The organism is Pseudomonas sp. Arb-4-2C, from assembly GCF_055755015.1.
This window is the reverse complement of the sequence record NZ_CM146899.1, coordinates 5,393,078-5,418,946: the sequence shown is the minus strand read 5'-3', so window position 1 is coordinate 5,418,946 and position 25,869 is coordinate 5,393,078. Positions and strand designations below refer to the sequence as shown.

General features: G+C 61.7%; 24 protein-coding genes. 14 read left to right on the top strand and 10 right to left on the bottom strand.

The annotated features are described in order from the left end of the window. Window positions 1-57: 57 nt before the first annotated feature. Window positions 58-684, bottom strand: a complete 627-nt coding sequence (locus AC0J41_RS24625) for a C40 family peptidase (protein ID WP_003229112.1) — start codon at window positions 682-684, stop codon at window positions 58-60. Window positions 685-934: 250 nt separating this feature from the next. Between AC0J41_RS24625 and AC0J41_RS24620 the strand changes: the two genes are divergently transcribed. Next, the gene (locus AC0J41_RS24620) at window positions 935-1,366 is read left to right on the top strand and encodes an NINE protein (protein ID WP_025109144.1); all 432 of its coding nucleotides are present in this window, start codon (window positions 935-937) and stop codon (window positions 1,364-1,366) included. Between the two features lie 81 nt (window positions 1,367-1,447). On the opposite strand, the gene AC0J41_RS24615 is transcribed toward AC0J41_RS24620, so the two are convergent. The 9 genes from AC0J41_RS24615 to gshB form a co-directional block, all read right to left on the bottom strand. Further along, window positions 1,448-1,852, bottom strand: a complete 405-nt coding sequence (locus AC0J41_RS24615; RefSeq protein ID WP_025109145.1) for a hypothetical protein — start codon at window positions 1,850-1,852, stop codon at window positions 1,448-1,450. A gap of 40 nt (window positions 1,853-1,892) precedes the next feature. Further along, window positions 1,893-2,879, bottom strand: coding sequence for a lipid II-degrading bacteriocin (locus AC0J41_RS24610; RefSeq protein WP_473013828.1), 987 nt, complete (start codon window positions 2,877-2,879; stop codon window positions 1,893-1,895). 309 nt (window positions 2,880-3,188) lie between these two features. Further along, window positions 3,189-4,460 carry a dihydroorotase gene (locus AC0J41_RS24605; protein ID WP_473013827.1) on the bottom strand — a complete coding sequence of 424 codons (1,272 nt, stop codon included), beginning with the start codon at window positions 4,458-4,460 and terminating at the stop codon, window positions 3,189-3,191. Beyond that, complete coding sequence (locus tag AC0J41_RS24600) at window positions 4,457-5,461, bottom strand: aspartate carbamoyltransferase catalytic subunit (protein ID WP_025109148.1); 1,005 nt, start codon at window positions 5,459-5,461, stop codon at window positions 4,457-4,459. The genes AC0J41_RS24605 and AC0J41_RS24600 overlap by 4 nt, the downstream gene beginning before the upstream one ends. A 27-nt stretch (window positions 5,462-5,488) precedes the next feature. Continuing rightward, complete coding sequence (gene pyrR / locus AC0J41_RS24595; RefSeq protein ID WP_025109149.1) at window positions 5,489-5,995, bottom strand: bifunctional pyr operon transcriptional regulator/uracil phosphoribosyltransferase PyrR; 507 nt, start codon at window positions 5,993-5,995, stop codon at window positions 5,489-5,491. A gap of 80 nt (window positions 5,996-6,075) precedes the next feature. After that, a complete protein-coding gene (ruvX, locus tag AC0J41_RS24590) occupies window positions 6,076-6,513 on the bottom strand; it encodes a Holliday junction resolvase RuvX (protein ID WP_003229101.1) in 438 nt (145 codons plus the stop codon). Further along, window positions 6,513-7,085: a YqgE/AlgH family protein gene (locus AC0J41_RS24585; RefSeq protein ID WP_025109150.1), complete on the bottom strand. Its 573-nt coding sequence runs from the start codon at window positions 7,083-7,085 to the stop codon at window positions 6,513-6,515. The genes ruvX and AC0J41_RS24585 overlap by 1 nt, the downstream gene beginning before the upstream one ends. A 90-nt stretch (window positions 7,086-7,175) precedes the next feature. After that, window positions 7,176-8,075, bottom strand: a complete 900-nt coding sequence (locus tag AC0J41_RS24580; RefSeq protein WP_025109151.1) for an energy transducer TonB — start codon at window positions 8,073-8,075, stop codon at window positions 7,176-7,178. 153 nt (window positions 8,076-8,228) lie between these two features. Further along, window positions 8,229-9,179: a glutathione synthase gene (gene gshB, locus AC0J41_RS24575; RefSeq protein ID WP_025109152.1), complete on the bottom strand. Its 951-nt coding sequence runs from the start codon at window positions 9,177-9,179 to the stop codon at window positions 8,229-8,231. Window positions 9,180-9,404: 225 nt separating this feature from the next. Between gshB and pilG the strand changes: the two genes are divergently transcribed. The 13 genes from pilG (at window position 9,405) to mdcH (ending at window position 25,825) form a co-directional block, all read left to right on the top strand. Next, window positions 9,405-9,809, top strand: coding sequence for a twitching motility response regulator PilG (gene pilG / locus AC0J41_RS24570; protein WP_025109153.1), 405 nt, complete (start codon window positions 9,405-9,407; stop codon window positions 9,807-9,809). 60 nt (window positions 9,810-9,869) lie between these two features. After that, window positions 9,870-10,235, top strand: a complete 366-nt coding sequence (gene pilH / locus AC0J41_RS24565) for a twitching motility response regulator PilH (RefSeq protein ID WP_025109154.1) — start codon at window positions 9,870-9,872, stop codon at window positions 10,233-10,235. Window positions 10,236-10,245: 10 nt separating this feature from the next. After that, the gene (locus tag AC0J41_RS24560; protein ID WP_025109155.1) at window positions 10,246-10,785 is read left to right on the top strand and encodes a chemotaxis protein CheW; all 540 of its coding nucleotides are present in this window, start codon (window positions 10,246-10,248) and stop codon (window positions 10,783-10,785) included. 143 nt (window positions 10,786-10,928) lie between these two features. After that, window positions 10,929-12,983, top strand: a complete 2,055-nt coding sequence (locus AC0J41_RS24555) for a methyl-accepting chemotaxis protein (RefSeq protein WP_025109156.1) — start codon at window positions 10,929-10,931, stop codon at window positions 12,981-12,983. An 11-nt stretch (window positions 12,984-12,994) separates the two neighbouring features. Then, window positions 12,995-18,919: an Hpt domain-containing protein gene (locus tag AC0J41_RS24550; RefSeq protein WP_473013826.1), complete on the top strand. Its 5,925-nt coding sequence runs from the start codon at window positions 12,995-12,997 to the stop codon at window positions 18,917-18,919. Beyond that, a complete protein-coding gene (locus tag AC0J41_RS24545) occupies window positions 18,912-19,382 on the top strand; it encodes a chemotaxis protein CheW (protein WP_473013825.1) in 471 nt (156 codons plus the stop codon). The genes AC0J41_RS24550 and AC0J41_RS24545 overlap by 8 nt, the downstream gene beginning before the upstream one ends. A gap of 444 nt (window positions 19,383-19,826) precedes the next feature. After that, entirely contained in the window at window positions 19,827-21,497 is a 1,671-nt protein-coding gene (gene mdcA / locus AC0J41_RS24540) for a malonate decarboxylase subunit alpha (protein WP_473013824.1), read from the top strand. Next, window positions 21,497-22,369, top strand: a complete 873-nt coding sequence (locus AC0J41_RS24535) for a triphosphoribosyl-dephospho-CoA synthase (RefSeq protein ID WP_473013823.1) — start codon at window positions 21,497-21,499, stop codon at window positions 22,367-22,369. Before mdcA ends, AC0J41_RS24535 begins: the two co-directional genes overlap by 1 nt. Further along, complete coding sequence (locus AC0J41_RS24530; protein ID WP_007913697.1) at window positions 22,369-22,668, top strand: malonate decarboxylase subunit delta; 300 nt, start codon at window positions 22,369-22,371, stop codon at window positions 22,666-22,668. Before AC0J41_RS24535 ends, AC0J41_RS24530 begins: the two co-directional genes overlap by 1 nt. Beyond that, complete coding sequence (locus AC0J41_RS24525) at window positions 22,661-23,512, top strand: biotin-independent malonate decarboxylase subunit beta (RefSeq protein ID WP_473013822.1); 852 nt, start codon at window positions 22,661-22,663, stop codon at window positions 23,510-23,512. Before AC0J41_RS24530 ends, AC0J41_RS24525 begins: the two co-directional genes overlap by 8 nt. After that, the gene (mdcE, locus tag AC0J41_RS24520) at window positions 23,509-24,294 is read left to right on the top strand and encodes a biotin-independent malonate decarboxylase subunit gamma (RefSeq protein ID WP_473013821.1); all 786 of its coding nucleotides are present in this window, start codon (window positions 23,509-23,511) and stop codon (window positions 24,292-24,294) included. Before AC0J41_RS24525 ends, mdcE begins: the two co-directional genes overlap by 4 nt. Next, on the top strand, window positions 24,288-24,908 hold the full coding sequence (locus AC0J41_RS24515) for a malonate decarboxylase holo-ACP synthase (protein WP_473013820.1): 621 nt from the start codon (window positions 24,288-24,290) through the stop codon (window positions 24,906-24,908). Before mdcE ends, AC0J41_RS24515 begins: the two co-directional genes overlap by 7 nt. Beyond that, window positions 24,905-25,825: a malonate decarboxylase subunit epsilon gene (mdcH, locus tag AC0J41_RS24510; RefSeq protein ID WP_473013819.1), complete on the top strand. Its 921-nt coding sequence runs from the start codon at window positions 24,905-24,907 to the stop codon at window positions 25,823-25,825. The genes AC0J41_RS24515 and mdcH overlap by 4 nt, the downstream gene beginning before the upstream one ends. Window positions 25,826-25,869 lie beyond the last annotated feature (44 nt).

Genomic DNA, 25,869 nt, shown 5'->3' with positions numbered 1-25,869 from the left:
AGCGAGCCTGCTCGCGATGAGGTCAGTACTGGCGATACAACGTGCGGATCAGTCAGCTCAGCGCTGAACCACACGCATCTGCTTGCCGGCAGGCTCTTTGGGCAGCACACGCTTGGCAACCACGTAATGCTGTTCCCAGTACGGCTTGTTCAGCGTGTCGATGCTCACCGCTTTGCCACGGCGCGGTGCGTGGATGAAGCGGTCGTTGCCCAGGTAGATGGCAACGTGGTTGACCCGACGGCTCTTGATGTTGAAGAAAATCAGGTCGCCCGGTTTCAGATCCTTGCGCTCGACTTTCTCGCCATGACCGCTAGCCATGGCGTTGGAGGTGCGTGGCAGGTCGAACGTGGCGTCGTTGAACGCATATTTCACCAGCCCGCTGCAGTCGAAGCCTTTACTTGGGCTGCTGCCGCCCCAACGATAAGGAGTACCGAGGACGTTGACCGCACGGCTCAGGACGTTGCTGCTTTCCTTGTTGGCCATCGGCGGAACCAGCTTGCCGTGATTCTTGCTGGCGAGCGTGGTGTGTTTCGTTTGTTTGCTGCTCTTGCTCGAAGGAGCCGAAGCATGGGATTTAGGGGTGAAACCGTTAACGTTGGGAAGACGTTGCTCACGATTGGTGGCGTGGGCGGCCAGTGGCATTAATAGGCAGATGGTTAGCCATGTCTTGAAAAATGGTCGCATTAGGCGTGGCTCTTAAAGGTTTGCGCGCAACTTTATAACAGCTTTTTTGTCCCTTCCGAGGCCGTTGGTCGATTCAACCCGGGGGTCAATTTCGCCCAACAAGCGGCAATCTGGCGCAATTGTCGGACAGAACCCAAGCCCTGCAAGGCTTTGAGCAAGGTGTAACGCTCACGAACCACTTGTCGGCTCGACACAAAAAAGTCACAGAGATGCAGAAAAAATTTATCTATCGACGCAAAAGAGGCCATTCATGAACCGCTATCAGCAGGTTGCTCAACCCCAGGATACGCACAGCAAAGTGATCGGTTATCTGCTGTGGATTTTCGGCTTTACCGGTGCTCACCGTTTTTATTACGGCAAGCCCGTCACCGGGACGATCTGGTTTTTCACCTTCGGTCTGCTGGGTATCGGCTGGCTGATCGACGTGTTCCTGATCCCGGCGATGGATCGCGAGGCCGATCTGCGTTTTACCGCAGGGCCGATCGAATACAACGTGGCGTGGATTCTACTGACGTTTCTGGGGGTGTTCGGCGTGCACCGGATGTACCAGGGCAAGTGGATCAGCGGTTTGCTGTACCTGCTGACGGGCGGTTTGTTCTTTGTCGGAGTGCTGTATGACTTCTGGACGCTGAATGATCAGGTCTCGGTGCGTAACGCGCAGAACAGAGGCGCCTTCCAGTAAGTGATAGCGAGGGGGCAGACCGCCGACGCCAGTTCGCACGCTGGCAGGCAAGCCCCCTCGACACCCGGTCTTGCATTTGTGCTATTTCAATTGCGCGAAGGTTTGCATTTGGAAAACGACAAACGTAATGGCCGTGACACCATAAAGTATTGCAATGATGGCGTGATGGGGTTCGGACCAGTAGACAATCCTGTCAACCAAAATCACCAGCGATACTGTTGCAATCAAATAGGCTGACATTTTCAGTAACAGACCTGCGAGCGAGTGGGTGTAGGCCCAGCGTAATAAGAGAATCTGCAGCAGGTGCGTGAGTGTCAGTGTCAGGAAAATAATCAGCGTTGCACCAATGGGAAGGCCGATTGAGTCCTGATTTACATCATATATTTCTGCTCTGAGGTTTTTTATGAGTATGAGTACCCCTGCGCCAGATGTCAGTGCGAGAACAATAGGGTATATATAAATTAACAGTTTGCAGGCTCTGTTCATTCGCTCTCCATTGTGCAGAAGTCTGTGGAAATACTGATGCTCACGGAGCAGGGTGAAATCCAGTTCCGCTCAGCCTTATTTTATGGTCGCCGAAAATATCGATCTCATAATGTGTTCCGGAAAATACTCTACCTGCTGTCGTTAATAACTCAAGGGCAGTTGATCTGTTGCTTGCATCAAAGTCGTAAGTGTCAGTATAGGCTCGAATAACGCCATCGAAAACCCAAGACCCTGTTTTGTCCCGGATAAAGTTTCCCTCCATCTTTAACGTTATTCTTCCCAGATAAGCTCCGGTGACGTTGCTGTCATTAATAGTCGCGTAAGGGATCTTCGGGTCAGATAAGTAATAAGTTCCAGCTTCTCGAGTGCTGGCGATAGAGCTTGCCAATAGTGGCAATTCATTGGCGCTGACATTCAGCCCAATATTGTTGATGTTCACCCTCATCCTCTCACCCTTTCCCCAAAGATAATGAGCGAAAGCTTTGATCGGGCTAAAGGTGCCTCCGGAAAGCTCGGTTGTGAGTGTTTCGTAATTCAGAGTGTAGGGAGCAGTCGCGGAGACTTTGATGAGGGCTTCTATGGCGCTTAGTTTTTGCTGCGCCGCAAATGAATCTGCCAGGCTAAAATTGATGACTTTGTTCTTGAAGTAGCCGTGGCTGATAATGGCGGAGTTGCTTAGTAAATAATTGTCGCTTTCCGTTATTCTCCAGAGATCACGAATTCCACTCAGGGCGTCATTATTAATGGCCTTGCTCACCATTTGCAGTTCGTAGGTGAAGGCTTTGATTCCGGATTTCATTTCAAGCCAGGCATGGAACATATCCATTTCTGCTGAGGTTATTACCGGGCCATTGCTCAGAGGCAGTGAATAGGTTTTACCGTCATTGGTGATGATGGCCTCTCCTGCGCCCTGCCAGTCTGCTGTTGCGTAGGTTCCCCATTTGAAGCCCGAGTCGACTGTAAAGCCGCCAGAACTACTTGTTGTGCCTCTGGTGACAATAGGGGGAAGCGTAAGTCCATTTTTCATATGCTCATCCTTGTGGGTGTTGGTTATCCTTCTGACGGTTTTATATTAATAGCTGTGTGTAAACGTCACCTACGAGAACTTTGTAGGCTGTTTCTGATTGTGTCGAAGCTGTTTTTACAGGGCTGTAAAGCGTCGGAGATTTCTTTATGGCGAGTGGCCGGGTTCCTACGCCGCTTGGTGAAGATAGCGGTGGGAGTGGCGCGAGGGAGAGGGGTGTTGCGAGCAATGAAATTGAGCGGAATTTTTCCAGTAATGATGTTTATCGCTATCAAGCGATAGCAGGCCACTGCAGCCTGCTATCGCTTGTCTTCAGGCCTGGTGGCTGATTCGCCCATCCACCAGCGTGTAACGCACCACACCCGGCAGGGTGTGACCGAGGAACGGGCAGTTCTCGCCCTTCGACAACCAGCCTTCGCCGGCCACGGTGGACGCTTTCGGATCGAACAGCACGATATCCGCCGCGCCGCCCACCGCCAGTTTGCCTGCCGGCAGGCGCAGTGCATCCGCCGGGCCAGCGCTCAGGCGCGCGAGCAGGGTCGGCAGATCCAGCAGACCATCCTCGACCAGTGTCATCGCCAGCGGCAGCAACAGCTCGACGCTACTGATGCCTGGCTCGGTCGCACCGAACGGGGCCAGTTTGGCGTCGCGTTCGTGCGGCTGGTGATGGCTGGAGATCGCTGACACCACTCCGGACTTCACCGCCTCACGCAGACCATCGCGGTCAGCGCGGGTGCGCAGTGGCGGTTGCACGTGATACAGGCTGCTGAAGTCGATCAGCGCTTCATCGGTCAGAATCAACTGGTACAGCGCGACATCCGCGGTGACCTTCAAGCCGCGGGCCTGGGCCTGGGCGATCAGGGCCACACCGCGAGCGCTGGTCAGTTGACTGAAATGCGCGCGTACGCCGGTCTGCTCGACCAGCAGCAGATCGCGGGCCAGGGCCACGGTTTCTGCGGTTTCCGGGATGCCCGGCAAGCCGAGGAAACTGGCGACCGCGCCTTCGTGGGCCAGGCCGCCATCGGCCAGATCGTGATCCTGTGAATTGAAAATCACCGTCAGGTCGAAGGTGGCCGCGTAGTCCAGCGCCCGGCACAGGGTGCGGGTGTTGCGGAAACTCTCCAGACCGTTGCCGAACGCCACACAGCCGGCGTCACGCAAAGCAACGAGCTCTGCAAGCTGTTCGCCGTCCAGGCCTTTGCTCAGCGCGCCAATCGGGAACACCTTGGTGTTGCCGGCTTCGCGGGCGCGGTCGAGGATCAGCTCGGCCACCGCCGAGGTGTCGAGCACCGGTTTGGTCTTCGGTGGGCAGCACAGGCTGGTCACGCCACCGGCCGCTGCGGCGCGGGTTTCGCTGGCGATGGTGCCTTTGCGGCTGTAGCCCGGCTCGCGCAGGGCGACGTTCAGGTTGACCAGCCCGGGGGCGGCCACAAGGCCTTGGGCATCGATGGTTTCGACAGCGCTGAAACCGGCCGGCGCGGCGCCGAGGGCGACGATCTTGCAGGCTTCGACGTGGATATCGGTGACTTGATCCAGGCCGCTGCTTGGATCGATGACGCGGGCGCCGAGAATGCTGAGCTTCACTGGGCGTTCTCCTGCTCGAATTGACGTTGCGCAGTCTGCCCGCTCATGGCCATCGACAGCACGGCCATACGGATGGCGATGCCGTAGGTGACTTGATTGAGGATCACCGAGTGCGGGCCGTCGGCCACTGCCGACTCGATCTCCACGCCACGGTTGATCGGCCCCGGGTGCATGACGATGCAATCGGGCTTGGCCCCGGCCAGGCGCGCCGTGGTCAGGCCGAACAGGCGGTAGAACTCGCCTTCGCTCGGCAGCAGGCCGCCGGTCATGCGCTCACGCTGCAGGCGCAGCATGATCACCACGTCGACGTCCTTCAGGCCTTCGGTCATGTCGGTGTAGACCTTGACGCCGTACTGCTCGATGCCGATCGGCAGCAGGGTTTTCGGCGCGATCACGCGGATGTCCTGGCAGCCGAGGGTCTTCAGGGCGAGCATGTTCGAGCGCGCCACCCGTGAGTGCAGGATGTCGCCGACGATCGCTACCGAGAGGTTTTCGAAACTGCCCTTGTGCCGACGGATGGTCAGCATGTCGAGCATGCCCTGGGTCGGGTGCGCATGACGGCCGTCGCCACCGTTGATGATCGCTACTTGCGGACAGACATGCTCGGCGATGAAGTGCGCAGCGCCGGAGTCTCCGTGGCGCACGACGAACATGTCGGCGGCCATCGCTTCAAGGTTGCGCAGGGTGTCGAGCAGGGTTTCACCTTTACTCGCCGACGAGGTCGACACGTTGAGGGTGATCACGTCCGCCGACAGCCGCTGGGCCGCCAGTTCGAAGGTGGTGCGGGTGCGGGTGGAGTTCTCGAAGAACACGTTGCACACGGTCTTGCCGCGCAGCAACGGGACCTTCTTCACCGCCCGGGCACCGACTTCGAGGAACGAATCGGCAGTGTCGAGGATTTCCGTCAGCAACTCGCGGCGCAGGCCGTCGAGCGAGAGGAAGTGGCGCAGCTGGCCCTGATCATTGAGCTGCAGCGGGCGCTTGGTGTCTAGAGGCGTCATCGCGAGGGGGACTCTCAATAGGGCGGATTAAGGGTTCAGGTCTTGCAGTTCGAGCGTCAGCGGCTCAGGGCCGGACAGCTTTACCCGCTCGTGTGGGGCGAGCGACAGGGTCGCGCCGACCACGTTCGGGCGAATCGGCAGTTCGCCAGCGTCCAGGTCCAGCAGGCAGACCAGGGTCACGCTGGCCGGGCGGCCGTAGTCGAACAGTTCGTTCATGGCGGCGCGGATGGTGCGGCCGCTCATCAGTACGTCGTCGATCAGCACCAGATGCTGGCCTTCGATCTCGAAGGGCAGGGCCGACGGGCGCACTTGCGGGTGCAGGCCGTTCTGGCTGAAGTCGTCGCGGTAGAAGGAAACATCCAGCGTGCCCAGCGGCGCATCACTGCCCAGTTCCTTGAGCAGGGCCTGCGCGACCCAGATTCCGCCAGTGCGGATGCCGATGTAGCGCGGTTCACTGATATCACGCTGGGCAAGGTGCGCCTTGAGGCGGGTCGCCATCTGGCTGATCAGATCGGCGGGATTTGGCAGGCTCATGGTTGCTCCTTCTTGGGGCCGAGCCAGGTCCTTGGACAAGGCTTGGGTTATAACGCAAAAGAAAAGCGCCGAAGCGCTTGTCAGGATTCAAACAATGCAGTGTTTTCATCGAGCCAGCCCTGCAACAGCAGGGCGGCGGCGATGGCGTCCACCGGGTTGTCGCGGTAACTGCCTTTCTGTCCGCCGCGCACCAGTCGCTCACCCTTGGCTTCAAAGGTGGTCAGGCGTTCGTCGTGGGTATAGAACGGCACATTGAAGCGGCCATTGAGGCGACGGGCGAACTTCTCGGCGCGCAGGCACATTTCGCTGGGCGTGCCGTCCATGTTCAGCGGCAGGCCGACCACCACGGCGTCGGGCTTCCATTCCTTGAACAGGGCTTCGACCTGATTCCAGTCCGGAACGCCGTTCTGCGCTTTCAGGGTGCACAGCTCGCGAGCCTGGCCGGTAATCACCTGGCCGACCGCGACGCCGATCTGTTTGGTGCCGTAGTCGAAGCCGAGAATCAGGCGCAGGGCCATCAGGCGTGCCCCGCCTGACTGGTCAGCAGGCTGAGGTTGATCCCCAGATGCCGTGCCGCCGCTTCCAGACGCAGTTCGCTGCTGGTGTTGAACAGGATGTCGGCGTCGTACGGGCAGGTCAGCCAGGCGTTGTCGGCGAGCTCCGCTTCCAGTTGCCCGGCTTCCCAGCCGGCGTAACCGAGGGCGATCACGCTTTTCGCCGGGCCCACGCCGTCGGCGATGGCGAACAGCACGTCCTGCGAGGTCGACAGCGCCAGATCACCGTCCAGCTCGACAGTGGCCTGAAAGGTCTTGCCCGCCGGGTGCAGAACGAAACCGCGATCAGTCTGCACCGGGCCGCCGATGAAGATCGGCACATGCTGGCACAGCGCTGGTGGATCGATGTCCGGACGCAGTTGCTCGAGAATGTCGGCCAGATTCAGCTCTTGCGGTCGATTGACCACCAGCCCCATGGCGCCATTGGCCGTGTGCTCGACGATGTAGGTCAAGGTGTGGGCAAAGTTCGGGTCGGCCATGTGAGGCATGGCGATCAGGAAGTGATGCTTGAGGTAGCTGGGGCTGACGTTTTTCATGAGCGATAGTGTGGCGTCGTAGGGGCAAACTGACAAGCTGAGGATCAGGCAGCAACGCGGATCAAATGTGGGGCGGGCTTTGCGATGTTCTTAATTGCTGGAGAGCTTGTCGCCCCGGGCGAACTTCCAGGTGCGGATGATTTCCAGTCGGTCGATATCCGACAGATCGCCGGTAAACGGGGCAAACGGTGCCGCCAGTCGAACAATGCGCTGCGCTGCCTGATCCAGCAGCGGCTGGCCGGACGACTCGAGCACCAGCACTTCATACAGCGAACCGTCGCGATTGATCGAGACCATCAGGCGCAGGTTGCCGTAGATCTGCTTGCGTCGGGCCTCTTCCGGGTAATTGAGGTTGCCGATCCGCTCGACCTTCTTGCGCCAGTCGTCCTTGTACCAGGCGCCCTTGTCGCGCATGGTCGAGGCGGCGCTCAAACGGTGAATGCGCGGACGCTTGGCGTACAGCTGTTGTTCGTTGGCCAGTTCCGCTTCGAGGCTGGCGATGTCGCTGGACAGCTGCGAGCTGTCGAACGTCGGTGCGTCAACTGCAGGTTTGGTCTCGGTTTTGGTTTCTTCTTTCTTGGTTGGCGCCTTTTGCTGTTTCGGCGCCACCGTGGTCACCGCAGCCTTGGGCGCCGCTTCGCGGACTTCCGGCTTGGCGGCCGGTGGCGGGGTGACTTTCTTGACCTGGTTGTCCTGGAACGGCGCGACCTCGGTGGTCTTGGGGATCGCCTTCTTGTCCAGGGTGCCGCTGCCTTGCTGGTTTTCCTGAGCGAGGAAGTCGGCCTTCTCGGGCTTCTTTTCACTCTTGAAGGTGGCGAGGGTGATTTCCAGGGTTTTGCTGATCTGCTTGGGCTCGACCATGGTGAAGCCGACACCCAGCAGCAGCGCCAAATGAATCAGCGCCGCGAGAAACAGGGTAAATCCGAGGCGATCGGCCGGGCGCACGCCACGGTGGGCGAGTTCTGCGGGCAGATCGGACGGGAGGGTCATGACAGAAAAACCAACATCGCGTTTTTACGGGCTCGGCATGATAACGCAATGTTGGTTTTTAGCTGCAAGCTTCAAGCGACAAGCAGCACAGGAGCAGCAGCGAGTTTCGAGCTTCGAGCTGCATGTTTAAGGCTTGAGGCTTGCAGCTGGCCGTCAGGCTTGCAGCTTCTTCTCGATCGCGTCCATCAGCAGGCCGCCGATGTCGGTGCCGAACGCATTGTCGATCTCGCGGATGCAGGTCGGGCTGGTGACATTGATTTCGGTGAGGCTTTCGCCAATCACGTCCAGACCGACGAACAGCAGGCCTTTCTCGCGCAGGGTCGGGCCGACTTGTGCGGCGATCCAGCGATCCTTGTCGGTCAGCGGACGGGCTTCCCCACGGCCACCGGCGGCGAGGTTGCCACGGGTTTCGCCCTGAGCCGGAATCCGCGCCAGGCAGTAATCCACCGGCTCGCCGTCGATCATCAGGATGCGCTTGTCGCCGTCCTTGATCGCTGGCAGATAAGCCTGGCCCATGATCTGCTGGGTGCCGAGGGCGGTCAGGGTTTCGAGGATCACCGACAGGTTCGGATCGCCCGCGCGGTGGCGGAAAATCGAAGTGCCGCCCATGCCGTCCAGCGGCTTGAGGATCACGTCGCCGTGTTTGGCAGCGAATTCACGCAGCACATCGGCGCGACGGCTGACTACGGTCGGTGGCGTGCACTGCGGGAACAGCGTGGCGAACAGCTTTTCATTGCAGTCGCGCAGGCTCTGCGGCTTGTTGACCACCAGCACGCCGGCGGTTTCGGCCTGTTCCAGCAGGTAGGTGGAGTACACGAACTCCATGTCGAACGGCGGATCCTTGCGCATCAGGATCACGTCCAGGTCGCTCAGCAGGTTGTCCTGCTCGGCGTCCAGTTCGAACCATTTTTCCGGGTTGGCGAAGACTTTCAGCGGCTTCATGCGTGCCCGGGCCTGACCTTCGCCCTGATACAGGTCGCGCTGTTCCATGTAGAACAGTTCCCAGCCACGCTTCTGCGCGGCCAGCAGCATGGCCAGCGAGCTATCCTTTTTATAGGAAATGCTGGCGATAGGGTCCATGACAATCCCGACGCGAACGCTCATTGGGTTTTCCTCGAAAATTGGCTACCGGATCGGTATTGAAAAAGTGCCGCCAGAGTGGCGCTGGCAGGGTTTTCGGTCAAGGAAAAACCCGTCGATAGATTGCATCTGGAGACTGTGCTAAAAAGGCTGGCATAGCGTGCTGGCCCTTGAGCATCAAGGGTTTCCAGCCATTACTCATCGCAAAACGGACAATTTGATTCGCAAAGGCGACGGTAGAGCCCCCTTATGGAACAGCAGTCCAGCGCCTTGAAGGTCATGGTGATCGATGACTCGAAAACGATTCGTCGCACCGCCGAAACGCTGTTGAAGAATGTGGGCTGCGAGGTCATCACGGCCATCGACGGTTTCGACGCGTTGGCCAAGATCGCCGACAACCACCCCGGAATCATTTTTGTCGACATCATGATGCCGCGTCTGGATGGTTATCAGACCTGCGCTTTAATCAAGAACAACAGTGCGTTCAAGTCCACGCCGGTGATCATGCTGTCGTCGCGTGACGGGCTGTTCGACAAGGCCAAGGGGCGGATTGTCGGCTCTGATCAATTTTTGACCAAGCCTTTCAGCAAGGAAGAACTGCTCAACGCGATCCAGGCCCACGTTCCGGGCTTTGCCGCCGTTTTGCCGCAGTAAGACACGTACAGAGACGCTCGGCCAGCGGGCCGGATGTCGACAAGAAAAATGGGGAAGACCATGGCACGTATCCTGATCGTCGATGATTCGCCGACTGAAATGTACAAACTCACCGGCATGCTGGAAAAGCACGGCCATGAAGTGCTCAAGGCCGAAAACGGCGCCGACGGCGTAGCGCTGGCCCGTCAGGAAAAACCCGACGCCGTGCTGATGGACATCGTCATGCCGGGCCTCAACGGTTTTCAGGCGACCCGCCAGTTGACCAAGGATGCCGAGACCAGCCACATCCCGGTGATCATTATCACCACCAAGGATCAGGAAACCGACAAGGTCTGGGGCACCCGTCAGGGCGCAAAGGATTACCTGACCAAACCGGTCGAGGAAGACATGCTGATCAAGACCCTGAACAACGTGCTGGCCGGTTGATCGCGCCGCCATGAGCGAATCGCTGACCGCGTTCGAGTTGCTGTGGCAGATCGACCAGCGCTGCCGCCTGCTGGCGGCGGACCTGCCGTCGCAGCCCGGTCGCCAGGATCGCTGGAGCGGCATCGGTTTTCGCCTCGGCGAGCACTGGTACGTGGCGCCGATGGGCGAAGTCAGCGAAGTGCTGCACGAGCCGCGCTTCACTCAGTTGCCCGGGGTCAAGCCATGGGTCAAAGGGGTGGCTAACCTGCGTGGGCGCTTGCTGCCGATCATGGACCTGTGCGGATTCTTCGGTCACGAACTGTCGCCACTGCGCAAACAGCGGCGGGTGTTGGTGGTGGAGCATCAGGACGTATTCGCCGGGCTGCTGGTCGATGAGGTGTTCGGCCTGCAGCACTTCGAACAGGGCAGCTTCGAGCCGATCTCGATCAGCAAGCGCCAGGGCTCCAAGGCCGAGTTCGTCAAAGGCTATTTCCGGCGCGAGCAGAACTGGCGGGTGTTCAGCCTGTTTGCGCTGGCCAAATCGCCGGTGTTCATGAGCGTCGCAATTTAGTCGAAACACCACAAACCCCATGTGGGAGCGGGCGTGCTCGCGAATACGGTCTGACATTCAACATTGATGCTGGCTGACCCACCGCATTCGCGAGCAAGCCCGCTCCCACATTGGACCGTGGCAGGTTTCATAGGCGAGGACCGATGACAAAAGCAAAAACAGGCAAGTCGGCGGAAGGATCGCGCAGTCGCTCGCAGATCATCGTGCTGTTCATCGCACTGATCGTGTTCATCATGCTGCTGTTCGCCAACTTCGCGTACCTCAACACCCAGGCCAACTACGACAAACAGTACATCGGCCACGCCGGTGAGCTGCGCGTGCTGTCGCAACGCATCGCCAAGAACGCCACCGAAGCCGCCGCCGGCAAGGCTGCCGCGTTCAAGTTGCTCAGCGATGCGCGCAACGATTTCGCCCAGCGTTGGGGTTATCTGAAGAAGGGCGACCCGGCCACCGGCCTGCCACCCGCCCCGGCCACCGTGCGCCCTGAAATGCGCGCCGTGCAGCTGGATTGGGAGCGCTTGCTGAAAAACACCGATGCCATTCTCTCCAGCGAGCAGACCGTGCTGTCGCTGCATCAGGTCGCCGCAACGCTGGCCGAAACTGTGCCGCAGTTGCAGATCGAATACGAAAAAGTCGTCGAAATCCTCCTGCAACGCGGCGCGCCGGCCGCGCAAGTGGCGATGGCCCAGCGCCAATCACTGCTGGCCGAACGTATCCTCGGCGCGGTCAACACCGTGCTCGCCGGCGACGAGAATTCGCAGCAGGCCGCCGACGCCTTTGGGCGCGACGCCACCCGTTTCGGCCAGGTGCTCAACGGCATGTTGCAGGGCAACCCGACCCTGAAAATCAGCCAGGTCGAGGACCGCGATGCCCGTGCGCGCCTGAGTGATATTTCCGAGTTGTTCCAGTTTGTTTCCGGCTCCGTGGATGAAATCCTCGAAACCTCGCCAGAGCTGTTCAAGGTCCGTGAGTCGGCCGGCAACATCTTCAGCCTGTCGCAGACCCTGCTCGATGAAGCTTCACATCTGGCCACCGGCTTCGAAAACCTCGCCGGCGGGCGCAGCACCGATACCATCGGCGGCTACGTGTTGGGGTTGCTGGCGCTGGCCTCGATCATCCTGATCGGCATGGTCATGGTCCGTGAAACCAATCGCCAGTTGCGCGAGACCGCCGAGAAGAACGAGCGCAACCAGAACGCGATCATGCGTCTGCTCGACGAAATCGAAGACCTCGCCGACGGCGACCTCACGGTCACGGCGTCGGTGACCGAAGACTTCACCGGGACCATCGCCGACTCGATCAACTACTCGGTCGACCAACTGCGCGATCTGGTCGCTACCATCAACCTCACCGCCGGCCAGGTGGCCGCCGCCGTGCAGGAAACCCAGGCCACCGCGATGCACCTGGCCCAGGCCTCGGAGCATCAGGCGCAGCAGATTTCCGAAGCCTCGACGGCGATCAGCGACATGGCCCAATCCATCGACCAGGTGTCGGCCAACGCCGCTGAGTCCTCGGCGGTGGCCGAGCGTTCGGTGGAGATCGCCAACAAAGGCAACGAGGTGGTGCACAACACCATCCACGGCATGGACAACATTCGCGAACAGATTCAGGACACCGCCAAGCGGATCAAACGCCTGGGCGAATCCTCGCAGGAGATTGGCGACATCGTCAGCCTGATCGACGACATTGCCGACCAGACCAACATCCTCGCCCTCAACGCGGCGATTCAGGCGTCGATGGCCGGGGATGCCGGGCGCGGTTTCGCCGTGGTAGCCGATGAAGTGCAGCGTCTGGCCGAGCGTTCGTCCGCCGCCACCCGGCAGATCGAGACCCTGGTGCGGGCGATCCAGACCGACACCAACGAAGCGGTGATTTCCATGGAGCAGACCACCACCGAGGTGGTGCGCGGCGCGCGGCTGGCGCAGGATGCCGGGGTGGCCCTGGAAGAAATCGAAGGCGTGTCGAAGACCCTCGCGGCGCTGATCCAGAGCATTTCCAACGCGGCGCAGCAGCAGACCTCGTCGGCCGGACAGATTTCCCTGACGATGAACGTGATCCAGCAGATCACCACGCAGACCTCGTCCGGTTCCACCGCCACCGCCGAGAGCATCGGCAACCTGGCGAAGATGGCCAGTCAGCTGCGCCGTTCGGTATCCGGTTTCACCTTGCCGTCGGCGTCCGCGACGGACAAGGCGTGAGTGGAGTGGTTATGGGTGACCGGCATGATTACGTGGCCCTCGAATGGGTCAAGGGCGAAATTGCCGAAACGCTGAAACAGGCGCATCAGGCGATTGAAGCCGTGCTTGATGATCCGCAGGCCTTTCCTGGGCTGGACGAGTGCCTCGATTACATTCATCAGGTGCACGGCAGCTTGCAGATGGTCGAGTTCTACGGCGCCGCCTTGCTCGCCGAAGAGATGGAACACTTGGTCGAGGCCTTGCAGCACGAACGCGTCAGCCATCGTGAAGAAGCCCTGCACCTGCTGCTGCAAGCCCTTGGACAGTTGCCGATCTACCTCGACCGGGTGCAGAGCGCCCGCCGTGATCTGCCACTGGTGGTGCTGCCGCTGATCAACGATCTGCGCAGTGCGCGGGGCGAAAGCCTGCTCTCGGAAACCAGCCTGTTCAGCCCGCAATTGCTCCAGTTGTCGCCGCTCAGCGATGCAGCGCTGGCGCTGCTGGAGCCTGCGGAACTGCCGAACGTGCTGCGCAAGTTGCGCCAGATGCTGCAAATGGCGCTGGTCGGTCTGTTGCGCGAGCAGGATGACCAGACGCATCTGGATTACCTGGCGAAGGTCTTCAGCCGTCTCGAAGCCTTGAGCGGCGAGGCGCCGTTGAGCCCGTTATGGCAAGTGGCGTCGGCGCTGGTCGAAGGCATGCGCGAAGGCGCGATTGCCAACAGTCCCGCGCTGCGCAGCCTGTTCAAGGATGCCGACAAGGAGCTCAAGCGCCTGCTCGAACAGGGCATGCACGGACTCAATCAACCGCCGCCGGCGGAGCTGCTCAAAAGCCTGCTGTTCTATATTGCCAAAGCCGAACATCCCACCGGGCAGATGCTGACCATGAAAGATCGCTACTCCCTGGACGACGCGTTGCCCGACAGCGCGATGCTCGACGAAGAACGCGCGCGCCTGGCCGGCCCCGACCGCGATGCGATGCGCTCGGTGCTCACGGCATTGTGTGAAGAACTGGTGCGGGTCAAGGAGCGGCTTGATCTGTTCGTGCGCAGCGACCGTCAGCATGCCTCGGACCTGGACAGCCTGCTGGCACCGCTGCGGCAAATCGCCGACACCCTGGCAGTGCTCGGTTTCGGCCAGCCGCGCAAGGTCATCATCGATCAACTGGCGGTGGTGCTCAGCCTCGCTCAGGGCCAACGCGAGCCGAGTGACGCCACGCTGATGGACGTCGCTGGCGCCTTGCTCTACGTCGAAGCGAACCTGGCCGGGATGGTCGGCAAGGTGGAGCCGGAAAGCCCCGAAGACGCGCGCTTGCCGACCACCGACCTGACGCAGATCCACCAGATCGTGATCAAGGAAGCGCGCATCTGCCTGCAACAGGCCAAGGACATGATCGTCGACTACATCGACGCCGACTGGGATCGCCAGCAATTGCAACCGTTGCCGGAGCTGCTGACCCAGGTGCGCGGCGCGCTGGCGATGATTCCGCTGAGCCGGGCGGCGAGCCTGGTCGAAGCCTGCAACCGTTTCATCCGCGAGCATCTGCTGCTCGATCCCCATGAGCCGGGCTGGCAACAGCTGGATAATCTGGCCGACGTCATTACCAGCCTTGAGTATTACCTCGAGCGTCTGAGCGACGATCCGCAGGCGCCGAACGAGCCCCTGCTGGACGTCGCACAGAAGAGCCTCGCCAGCCTCGGTTTTTTTCCCAAGGACCCGCTCGACGAGCAGCCCGGCGAACCGCATGTGCCGCTGCTCGACGATGTGCTCAGCCCCGGCGAAGCGTTGGTGATGCAGGACCTGCAAGCGCTGGATGACCCCGAGACCGTGCAGTCGCTGGCCGATGTGCTGGCAAGCCCGGTGTCGGCGGTCAACCCGCCAGCCTTGATCACCCCCGGCAGCCTGATGCCGCCGCCCGCCGATGAAGAACCGGTGGACGATGAACTGCGCGAAGTGTTCCTCGAAGAGACCGATGAGGTGCTCGAGGTTCTGCACGAATACCTGCCGCGCTGGACGGCCGACACCCATGACCGCGCCGCGCTGACGGAACTGCGCCGGGCCTTTCACACCTTGAAGGGCAGTGGGCGGATGGTTCGTGCGTTGATTCTCGGCGAGCTGGCGTGGGCAGTGGAAAACCTGCTCAACCGCGTACTGGAACATAGCGTCGAGCCCGGCCCGCAGGTTAAACAGTTGCTCCAGGACAGCGTGCTGTTGCTGCCGGAGCTGATCAGCGAATTCGCCACTCAGCGCCAGCGTCAGCGCAGCGACGTCGATCAACTCGCGGCCCGCGCTCACGCCTTGGCCAAAGGCGCTGCGGCGCCGGCCGAGGAAGACGGCGCCGACGTTGCCGCGTTGGATCCGCTGTTGCTGGAGATCTTCCGCAACGAAGCCGAAACCCACCTCGCCAGCCTCAACCGTTTTCTCGATCAGGCCGCCGAGCATGTGCCGCTGCAGGCCAGCGACGAGTTGCAGCGCGCCTTGCACACGCTCAAGGGCAGTGCGTCGATGGCCGGCGTGCTGCCGATTGCCGAACTGGCGGCACCACTGGATCAGTTGGCCCGTGAATTCAAGGCACATCAGTTGCCACTCGACCTGGACGAAGTGGAATTGCTGCTCGAAGCCGAAGGCCTGTTGCGCGTTGGCCTGCGTCAGCTCAAGCACGATCCGCTGGCGCCGATTGTCGGTGCACAGTCGCTGATCAAACGCACGGGCACACTGCTCGCCGAACGTCTGGAAGCCATCCTCAATGCGCCGAATACCGGTTTGCGGGTCAAGCGCGACCCGCAACTGATCAATAACTTCCTCGCTCAGGGCATGGACATTCTGCTCGACGCTGAGAGCCTGCTGCAGCGTTGGCAGCAACACCCCGGCGAGCGCCAGGAACTCAGCGCGCTGCTGGATGAACTGACCACTTTGGGCGAGGGCGCACACCTCGCCGATCTGCTGCCGGTGGACGTGCTGTGCGAAGCCTTGCTCGACCTTTATGGCGCGGTGGAAGAAAGCAGCCTGGCGGTCAGCGAAAGGTTTTTCCAGGAAGCGCAGAACGCCCACGAAGCGTTGATCAACATGCTCGACGAACTGGCCGCCGGCCAGGAAGTCACGCCGCAGCCGCAGCGTATCCGCGCCTTGCACGAACTGCTGGATGAAAGCCTCGACCCGACGTCCATGGGGCTGATCCGCAGCGACGGCAGTCGCACCTTGAGCATCCATGAGCTGGGTGCAGCGACTGCCGAACTCGCCCAAGCCAATGCCGAGACCGCCCCGGACGACGAGATCGTCGAGATCTTCCTTGAAGAGGCGGTGGATATTCTCGACAGCGCCGGCCAGGCCTTGCAGCGCTGGTTGGGCGACCCGGACAACGGCGCGCCGCTGTCATCGTTGCAGCGTGACTTGCACACGCTCAAGGGCGGCGCGCGGATGGCCGAAGTCGATGCCATCGGTGATCTGGCCCATGAGCTGGAAGGTCTTTACGAAGGGCTGGTGGATCGCCGCTACAGTCACAGCGAGAGGCTGGGGCGTTTGCTGCACAAGAGTCATGACCGCCTGGCCTTGTTGCTGGAGCAGTTGCAGGACCATCAGCCACTGCGCCCGGCGCAGGAGCTGATCGAGGCGATCCGCCAGTTCCGTCAGGGCGCATCCGGCAGTGCCGAAGCCGCGCAACCGGCCGCCGATCACGACAGCGCCGCGCATGACCCGGAGCTGCTGGAGATCTTCCTCGAAGAAGGTTTCGACATCATCGAAAACTCCGGCGCGGCGTTGCTGCGCTGGCAGGCCGAGCCGGGCAATCGCCAGGAAGTGGAAACCCTGCTGCGCGACCTGCACACCCTCAAGGGCGGTGCGCGGATGGTCGAGATCGGCCCGATCGGCGACCTCGCCCATGAGCTGGAATACCTCTACGAAAGCCTCGTCACCGGTGTGTTGCAGCCGTCCACCGAACTGTTCGCGCTGGTGCAGCGCGGGCATGACCGGCTGGCGCAAATGCTCGACGGCGTGCGTGCCGGACAGCCGTGCCCGCCAGCGGATCGACTGATCAGTGCGATCCAGAATTTCAGCCACCCGGCGACGCCCGACACGCCGCCGCTGCTGCCGATTCCGACCAAGACCGAGCCTGCGGCACCAGCCGCTGATGCCGCTGCGGACATGGTCAAGGTGTCCGCCGAGCTGCTCGATGAGCTGGTCAATCTGGCCGGTGAAACCTCGATTTTCCGTGGGCGTATCGAGCAACAGGTCAGCGATGCACAAACCGCGCTGAACGAGATGGAAACCACTATCGAGCGTATGCGCGATCAGTTGCGCCGGCTCGACACCGAAACCCAGGGGCGGATTCTCAGCCGTCAGCAGGTCGATGCCGAACGCCTCGGTTATGAAGAATTCGATCCGCTGGAAATGGACCGTCATTCGCAGTTGCAGCAACTGTCGCGGGCGCTGTTCGAGTCCGCCTCCGACTTGCTCGACCTCAAGGAAACCCTCGACCGTCGCAACCACGACGCCGAGAACCTGTTGCAGCAACAAGGGCGGATCAACACCGAATTGCAGGAAGGCCTGATGCGCACGCGCATGGTGCCGTTCGAACGGATGCTGCCACGGCTCAAGCGCATCGTGCGTCAGGTCGCCGAAGAGCTGAACAAGGACGTCGCGTTCATCATCGACAACGCCGAAGGCGAGATGGATCGCAACGTGCTGGAACGCATGGCGGCGCCGCTGGAACACATGTTGCGCAACGCCGTCGATCACGGCCTGGAGTCCGCCGAAGTACGACTGGCGGCGGGCAAACCGGCGCAGGGCACGATCAGCCTGGACCTGTCGCGCGAGGGCGGCGACATCGTTTTCGATATCCGCGACGACGGCGCCGGGGTGCCGCTGGACGCGGTGCGGCGCAAGGCGATTAAGCGTGGCTTGCTGGCGCCGGATGCCGAGATCAGTGACCGCGACGTGCTGCAGTTCATCCTCCAGCCGGGCTTTTCCACCGCTGAAAAGATCACCCAGATTTCCGGGCGCGGCGTCGGTATGGATGTGGTCCACGAAGAAGTCCGTCAGCTCGGCGGCACCATGAGTATCGATTCGGTGCGGGGGCAGGGCGTGCATTTCCGCATTCGCTTGCCGTTCACCGTGTCGGTCAACCGGGCGCTGATGGTGCAGTGCGGCGAGGATCAGTATGCGATTCCGCTGAACACCATCGAAGGCATCGTCCGCGTCTTGCCGAATGATCTGGAGGGGCATTTCCGCAATGATCCGCCGAGCTATCACTACGGCGGTCAGCGCCATGAACTGTGTTACCTGGGCGAGCTGCTGAAAACCGCGCCCCGGCCGAAACTGCTCGGCCAGAGCCTGCCATTGCCGGTGCTGCTGGTGCAGTGCAATGACCGGCGCATCGCGGTGCAGGTCGATGCGATGGCCGGCACCCGCGAGATCGTGGTCAAGAGCCTCGGCCCGCAGTTCGGCGCGGTGCAGGGAGTGTCCGGGGCGACGATTCTCGGCGATGGCCGGGTGGTGCTGATTCTCGACCTGCTGGCGCCGATCCGCGCGATGCAGGCGCGGGTTGCGCGGTGTCCGGTGCATGCGGAAATCGACAGCGAGCCGCAGAAGCCGCTGCTGGTGCTGGTGGTCGACGACTCGGTCACCGTGCGCAAGGTCACCAGCCGTTTGCTCGAACGTCATGGCATGAACGTGCTGACCGCCAAGGACGGGGTTGATGCGATGCTGCTGCTCGAAGAGCACATGCCCGACCTGATGCTGCTCGACATCGAAATGCCGCGCATGGACGGCTTCGAAGTCGCCACCCAGGTGCGCAACGACGAACGCCTGCAACACCTGCCGATCATCATGATCACCTCGCGCACCGGGCAGAAACACCGCGACCGTGCAATGGCCATCGGCGTCAACGACTACCTCGGCAAGCCGTACCAGGAATCGGTGCTGCTCGAAAGTATCGCTCACTGGAGCAAGAAACATGCATGAGCGCCGCCACAACGCGCGCACCAGCCAGCTCACCGGTTTGCTGCTGCCGTTGGCCGATCGCAACCTGATCCTGCCCAACGTCGCCGTGGCCGAGCTGATCGACTATCAGGCCAGCGCTTTCGACCTGGACACACCGCCGTGGTACCTGGGGCGGGTGAGCTGGCGTGAACGGCAGATTCCGCTGCTGAGTTTCGAGTCGGCCTGCGGGCAGAAAATCGTCATCGGCGAGCGCGCGCGGATCGTTATCCTCAACGCCCTCGGTGGCTTGCCGCAGCTCAAATTCATTGCGCTGCTGGTGCAGGGGATTCCGCGTTCGTACAAGCTCGACAGCCAGTTGAGTTATGTCGATGTGCCGTTGTGTGCGCTGGAGCAGGCCGCGGTGCAGGTCGGGGAGCAGGTGGCGAAGGTGCCGGATTTGTTTGGGTTGGAGCAGTTGTTGGTGGATGCGGGGCTGGTTCACTGATCCAGCCTTTATGGGGGGCTGACTGGCCTCTTCGCGAGCAAGCCCGCTCCCACAGTAGATTTGTACACAAAATTTGCGCTCACCGAAGATCCCCTGTGGGAGCGGGCTTGCTCGCGAAGACGTCAGTCGCCACACCCCAATCCGACAGGCAAACCCTCAATCTCTACAGCGCCATAACCCCATTCAGCCAAACTGTTTAAAGACAGACTGATCCAGAATTTGCGATGCGTCGGCTGGCCTCTTCGCGAGCAAGCCCGCTCCCACATTGGATCTTCAGTGAATACAGATTATGCGTACGCCACCGATCCCCTGTGGGAGCGGGCTTGCTCGCGAATGCGGCAGTGAACGTTACGCTCAGCGTAATGATTCACCGCCGCACTTGATTGATGCCCACCCTTCACGCGCCTAACGTAGCTCCACGACAGCGAACCCCGTGGAGTGAGCATGACAACAACAATTTCCCCCGACTCGCGCTGGACGCGGCGGCGTGACGAGAAGCAGCGGCGCCTCGACAAGGTACGCGGGCTGGCCGATGGTGTGGTGTTGCCCACCGACAAGATCGTTGCCGCACTCGAAGCGCTGATCCATCCCGGCGACCGCGTGGTGCTGGAGGGCAACAACCAGAAGCAGGCGGATTTTCTTTCCCGCTCGCTGGTCAAGGCCGATCCGCAAAAGCTCCACGATTTGCACATGATCATGCCCAGTGTCGGTCGCTCGGAGCACCTCGACCTGTTCGAGCGCGGCATCGCCCGCAAACTGGATTTCTCCTTCGCCGGCACCCAGAGCCTGCGCATCAGCCAGCTGCTTGAAGACGGTTTGCTGGAAGTCGGCGCGATTCATACCTACATCGAACTCTACGCACGGCTGGTGGTGGACCTGATCCCCAATGTCGTGCTCTCGGCCGGGTTCATGGCTGACCGCGCCGGCAACATCTACACCGGCCCGAGCACCGAGGACACTCCCGCACTGATCGAACCGGCCGCGTTCAGCGACGGCATCGTCATCGTCCAGGTCAACCAATTGGTCGACGATGTCAGCGAACTGCCCCGCGTGGATATCCCGGCATCGTGGGTCGACTTCGTGGTGGTGGCCGACAAGCCGTTCTACATCGAACCGCTGTTCACCCGCGACCCACGGCACATCAAACCGGTGCACGTGTTGATGGCGATGATGGCGATCCGTGGCATCTACGAAAAACACAACGTGCAGTCGCTCAACCACGGCATCGGTTTCAACACCGCCGCCATCGAATTGATTCTGCCGACCTACGGCGAATCCCTCGGCCTCAAGGGCAAGATCTGCCGCAACTGGACGCTCAACCCGCACCCGACACTGATCCCGGCGATTGAAAGTGGCTGGGTCGAAAGCGTGCATTGCTTCGGCACCGAACTGGGCATGGAAAACTACATCGCCGCGCGCCCGGACGTGTTCTTCACCGGCCGTGACGGCTCGCTGCGTTCCAACCGGATGTTCTGCCAACTGGCCGGGCAGTACGCGGTGGACCTGTTTATCGGCGCGACGTTGCAGGTCGATGGCGACGGCCATTCCTCGACCGTGACCCGTGGTCGTCTCGCCGGTTTCGGCGGTGCGCCAAACATGGGCCACGACCCGCGTGGCCGCCGTCACGGCACCCCGGCGTGGCTCGATATGCGTCACGACGACTCGCAGCAACCGATGCTCGAACGCGGCAAGAAACTCGTGGTGCAAATGGTCGAGACCTTCCAGGAGGGCGGCAAACCGACCTTCGTCGAAACCCTCGACGCGGTGGAAGTGGCGAAGAAAAGCGGCATGCCGCTGGCGCCGATCATGATCTACGGCGATGACGTCACCCACCTGCTCACCGAAGAGGGCATCGCCTACCTGTACAAGGCGCGCTCGCTGGAAGAGCGCCAGGCGATGATCGCCGCGGTGGCGGGCGTGACCGCTATCGGCCTGCGCCACAACCCCAAAGACACCGAACGCATGCGCCGCGAAGGCCTGATCGCCTTGCCCGAAGACCTCGGCATCCGCCGCACCGACGCCACCCGCGAACTGTTGGCGGCGAAAAGTGTGGCCGATCTGGTCGAGTGGTCCGGCGGCCTGTACAACCCGCCCGCCAAATTCAGGAGCTGGTAATGCACGCACTCAACCTGCAAGCGAAAACCCTCAGCCTGAGCGAACGCCTGGCGGATCTGGCGGTGGATGCGCTGATCGACGAAGCCGATCTGTCGCCGAAACCGGCGCTGGTCGACCGTCGTGGCAACGGCGCGCACACCGATCTGCACCTGGGCCTGATGCACGCGTCGGCGTTGTCGTTGTGGCCGGCGTTCAAGGAAATGGCCGAAGCTGCCAGCACGACAGGCGAGGTCTGTTTGCCATTGCGCGAAGCGATTGGCCGCATCGGTCGCGAAGGCGAGCAAGCGATGCTCGCGACCACTAACGGTGTAAACACCCATCGCGGGGCAATCTGGGCCTTGGGGCTTTTGATCACTGCCGCTGCACTGGAGCCGCAATCGTCCAGCGCCAATGCAGTCTCCCTGCGCGCCGCACGTCTGGCCTTGCTGGATGATCGTCATGCACCAAAACCCTTGAGCCACGGCGCCCAGGTCGCCCTCCGATATGGCGCACGCGGTGCCCGCGAGGAAGCGCAACTCGGCTTCCCGTCCGTACTGCAACGTGGCCTGCCACAACTCAAACGCAGCCGCGCCAACGGCCACGGCGAACAGAATGCCCGGCTCGACGCCTTGCTCGCGATCATGACTGACCTCGCCGACACCTGCGTACTTTACCGCGCAGGTGAACAAGGCCTGCACGCCATGCAAAGCGGCGCGCAAGCGGTGCTCGATGCCGGCGGCAGCGCCAGCCTCAGCGGGCGTCGGCGCCTGCACGAACTCGATCAACAACTCATCGCATTGAATGCCTCGCCCGGTGGCGCCGCCGACTTGCTCGCCGCCACGCTGCTGCTCGACCGAATCGAGCGCGACGGCATCCTTCAAGGAGCGTTTTGATGGAAACCTTATCCTTTGAATTCCCCGCCGGGCAGCCGCCACGCGGTCGCGCGCTGGTCGGTTGTGTCGGCTCGGGTGATCTGGAAGTGCTGATCGAACCGGGGCTGGCCGGCAAGCTGACGATCAATGTGCAGACCTCGGTCAACGGCGCACAGCTGCGCTGGCAGCATCTGTTTGCGCGGATGTTCGACGGCACCACGCCGCCGGCGATGGCCATCGATATTCACGATTTCGGTGCGACGCCGGGTGTGGTGCGGCTGCGGCTGGAACAAGGTTTCGAGGAGATCGGCCATGACTGACAGCGCGGCGCTTTTGCACAAACACAGCTTCGTCGAACTCGGTGCGCGGCAACGGGCGAAAGCCTTGCTCGATGCCGGGACCTTCCGTGAATTGCTCGACCCGTTTCAGCGCGTCATGTCGCCCTGGCTTGAACGCCAGGGCGTGGTGCCGCAAGCCGATGATGGTGTGGTGATCGCCAAGGGCAGCCTCGATGGTTTGCCGGTGGTGATCGCGGCGATTGAAGGCGCGTTTCAAGGTGGCAGCCTCGGTGAAGTCGGCGGGGCGAAGATTGCCGGTGCGCTGGAACTGGCCGCTGAAGACAACCGCAAGGGCATCCCGACCCGCGCCGTGTTGCTGCTGGAAACCGGTGGCGTGCGCTTGCAGGAAGCCAACCTCGGGCTGGCGGCGATTGCCGATATCCATGCGGCGATTGTCGATTTGCAGCAGTACCAGCCGGTGGTGGGCGTGGTGGCGGGCAGCGTCGGCTGTTTCGGCGGCATGTCGATTGCCGCCGCGCTGTGCAGCTATTTGCTGGTGACCCGGGAAGCGCGCCTCGGCTTGAACGGCCCGCAGGTGATCGAGCAGGAAGCCGGGATCGAGGAATACGACTCGCGCGACCGGCCCTTCATCTGGAGCCTGACCGGTGGCGAGCAGCGTTTCGCTAGCGGCTTGGTGGATCGTTATGTCGCCGATGATGTGGAGAAGATTCGGCAGCAGGTTGGCGAGTTGCTGCAACAAGGTTTACCGGCGCAACCACGCAGTCAGCGTGCCGAGTGGTTCCTTCAACGCCTCGGCAGTCTGAACACTGACCAGCAAATCGAACCGGCGGTGGTTCGCGATCTGTATCAAGGAGAGCGCTCATGAGCGGTTATTCATTGCGCGGTTTGAACTGGTTCAATGCCCTGAGCGCGGGGGCTGTTGCGGTGAAAGGGTTGCCGCCATCGTTGAAGGTGGCCGACGGTGAATTGGGGCGTTTTATCGCCGTGGTCGCTGACCCGGACAACCGCTTTCCACGCGCTCGTAACGGTGAAGTCGGCCTGCTCGAAGGCTGGGGCTTGGCCAAGGCTGTGGATGACGCGATCAGCGCTGATCGCGACAAAGCGCAGAAGCGTCCGATCATCGCCATCGTCGATGTACCGAGCCAGGCTTATGGCCGCCGCGAAGAAGCGCTCGGCATTCATCAGGCTTTGGCCGGTGCGGCGGACAGTTATGCCCGCGCCCGCTTGGCCGGCCACCCGGTGATTGCGCTGTTGGTGGGCAAGGCGATGTCCGGGGCGTTTCTCGCTCACGGTTATCAGGCCAACCGCTTGATTGCCCTGCGCGATCCCGGCGTGATGGTGCACGCGATGGGCAAGGCGTCGGCGGCGCGAGTGACCTTGCGCAGCGTTGAGGAACTGGAAGCGCTGGCGGCCAGCGTGCCGCCGATGGCTTATGACATCGACAGCTACGCCAGCCTCGGATTGCTCTGGGAAACCCTCTCGGTGCAGCAGATCGAGCAGCCGTCAGCGGAGGATCTGGCGCGAGTGAGCGAGTGCCTGAAACAAGCCATCGACGATATCTCCAGCACTGACTTGAGCAACCGTCTCGGCGCGAAAAATCGCCAAGCATCCAGCCGCGTGCGCGAACTGCTGAGGGCGCAGTGGTGAACATGCCACTGGCCCACGACCTGCTCTGGGGCATGACGCCGGCGCAGTTGCCGGCGGATGCGCCGCTGTGGGCCGTCGAGTCGCTGGCAGCCGGGCAACCGGTGGTGGTGCGGCGCGCCCTGAGCGCTGCAGGCCGGGTGGCGGTGGGCGTGCGCGGAATGTTGCGCGAGCAGCGGCTGGCGGCGTTTATGCCGGTCGATTCGATTGCCTGTCGGGTCAGTCCCGAGGCGCTTTGTCGGGTCGATTGCGAGCGTGATTTACCGGTGATGCAGGCGCTTGAACAACTGCGGCCGTGGCTCGATGATTGCGGTTGGGTCTGGGGCGTCAGCGGCAGTGTCGGGTTTGAATTGGCCAGTGGTTTTGCAGCGATGCACGAGCGCAGCGATCTCGATCTGATCCTGCGCACGCCGCAAGTGCTGACGCGCAATCAGGCACGTAAACTGGTCGAGCGCTTCGATCAGGCGGTGTGCCGGGTTGACATGCAATTGCAGACGCCGTTCGGTGCGGTGGCTTTGCGCGAATGGGCCAGCGATTCGGCGCGCGTGCTGCTGAAGAATGCTCATCAGGCTTGTCTGGTGGCTGACCCGTGGAACCCGCAGGAGCAGGCAGCGTGAGCAGCCTGTTGGTGTTCCCCGGCCAGGGCGCGCAGCAAGCGGGCATGCTCCAGTGCTTGTCTGGAGCAACGCTGACCGAGGCCAGTGATGTGCTCGGTGAAGACGTCTCGTTGCTCGATTCGCCCGAAGCGTTGCGCAGCACCCGGGCCGTTCAGCTGTGCCTGCTGATCGCCGGCGTCGCTGCGTCGCGGCAGTTGTTGCAGGACGGACTGACGGCGGACTACGTCGCTGGCCTGTCCATCGGCGCTTATCCGGCAGCGGTGGTCGCCGGGGCCTTGAATTTCAGCGATGCACTGCATCTGGTGAGCCTGCGCGGGGAGTTGATGCAGCAGGCTTATCCACAAGGCTACGGCATGACCGCGATCATCGGCCTGCAATTGTCCACCGTCGAAACGCTGCTGGCGCAGGTGCACAGCGAGGATGCGCCGGTGTACCTGGCTAACATCAACGCCGATAACCAAGTGGTGATTGCTGGCAGTGACGAGGCCATGCAAACCGTCGCCGAACTGGCACGCAGCCGTGGCGCCGGTCTGGCGAAACGGTTGGCGGTGAGTGTGCCGTCGCACTGTCCGCTGCTGGAAAAGCCGGCGCAAACCCTTGCCAAAGCCTTCGCCAACGTCGAATTGAAAATGCCGCAGATGGCTTATCTGAGCGGCAGTCGCGCGCGCCCTGTGACCAAAGTAGAAGCGTTGCGCGACGATCTCGCCTTCAACATGTGCCGCGTGGTCGATTGGCGCGGCACCGTGCAAAGCGCCTACGAGCGCGGCGTGCGTCTACACATCGAATTGCCGCCCGGTGCCGTACTGACCGGGCTGGCGCGCCGGGTGTTCGAACAGGGCACGGTCACTGCCTTCGACAGTGCGCGGCTCGACACCTTGCAGGCGCTGCTGCGCGAGGAGGGTGGCCGCCGACCATAAACCGCAGCGACTCAGGCTTCGAACAACAAAAACAACATTCGACG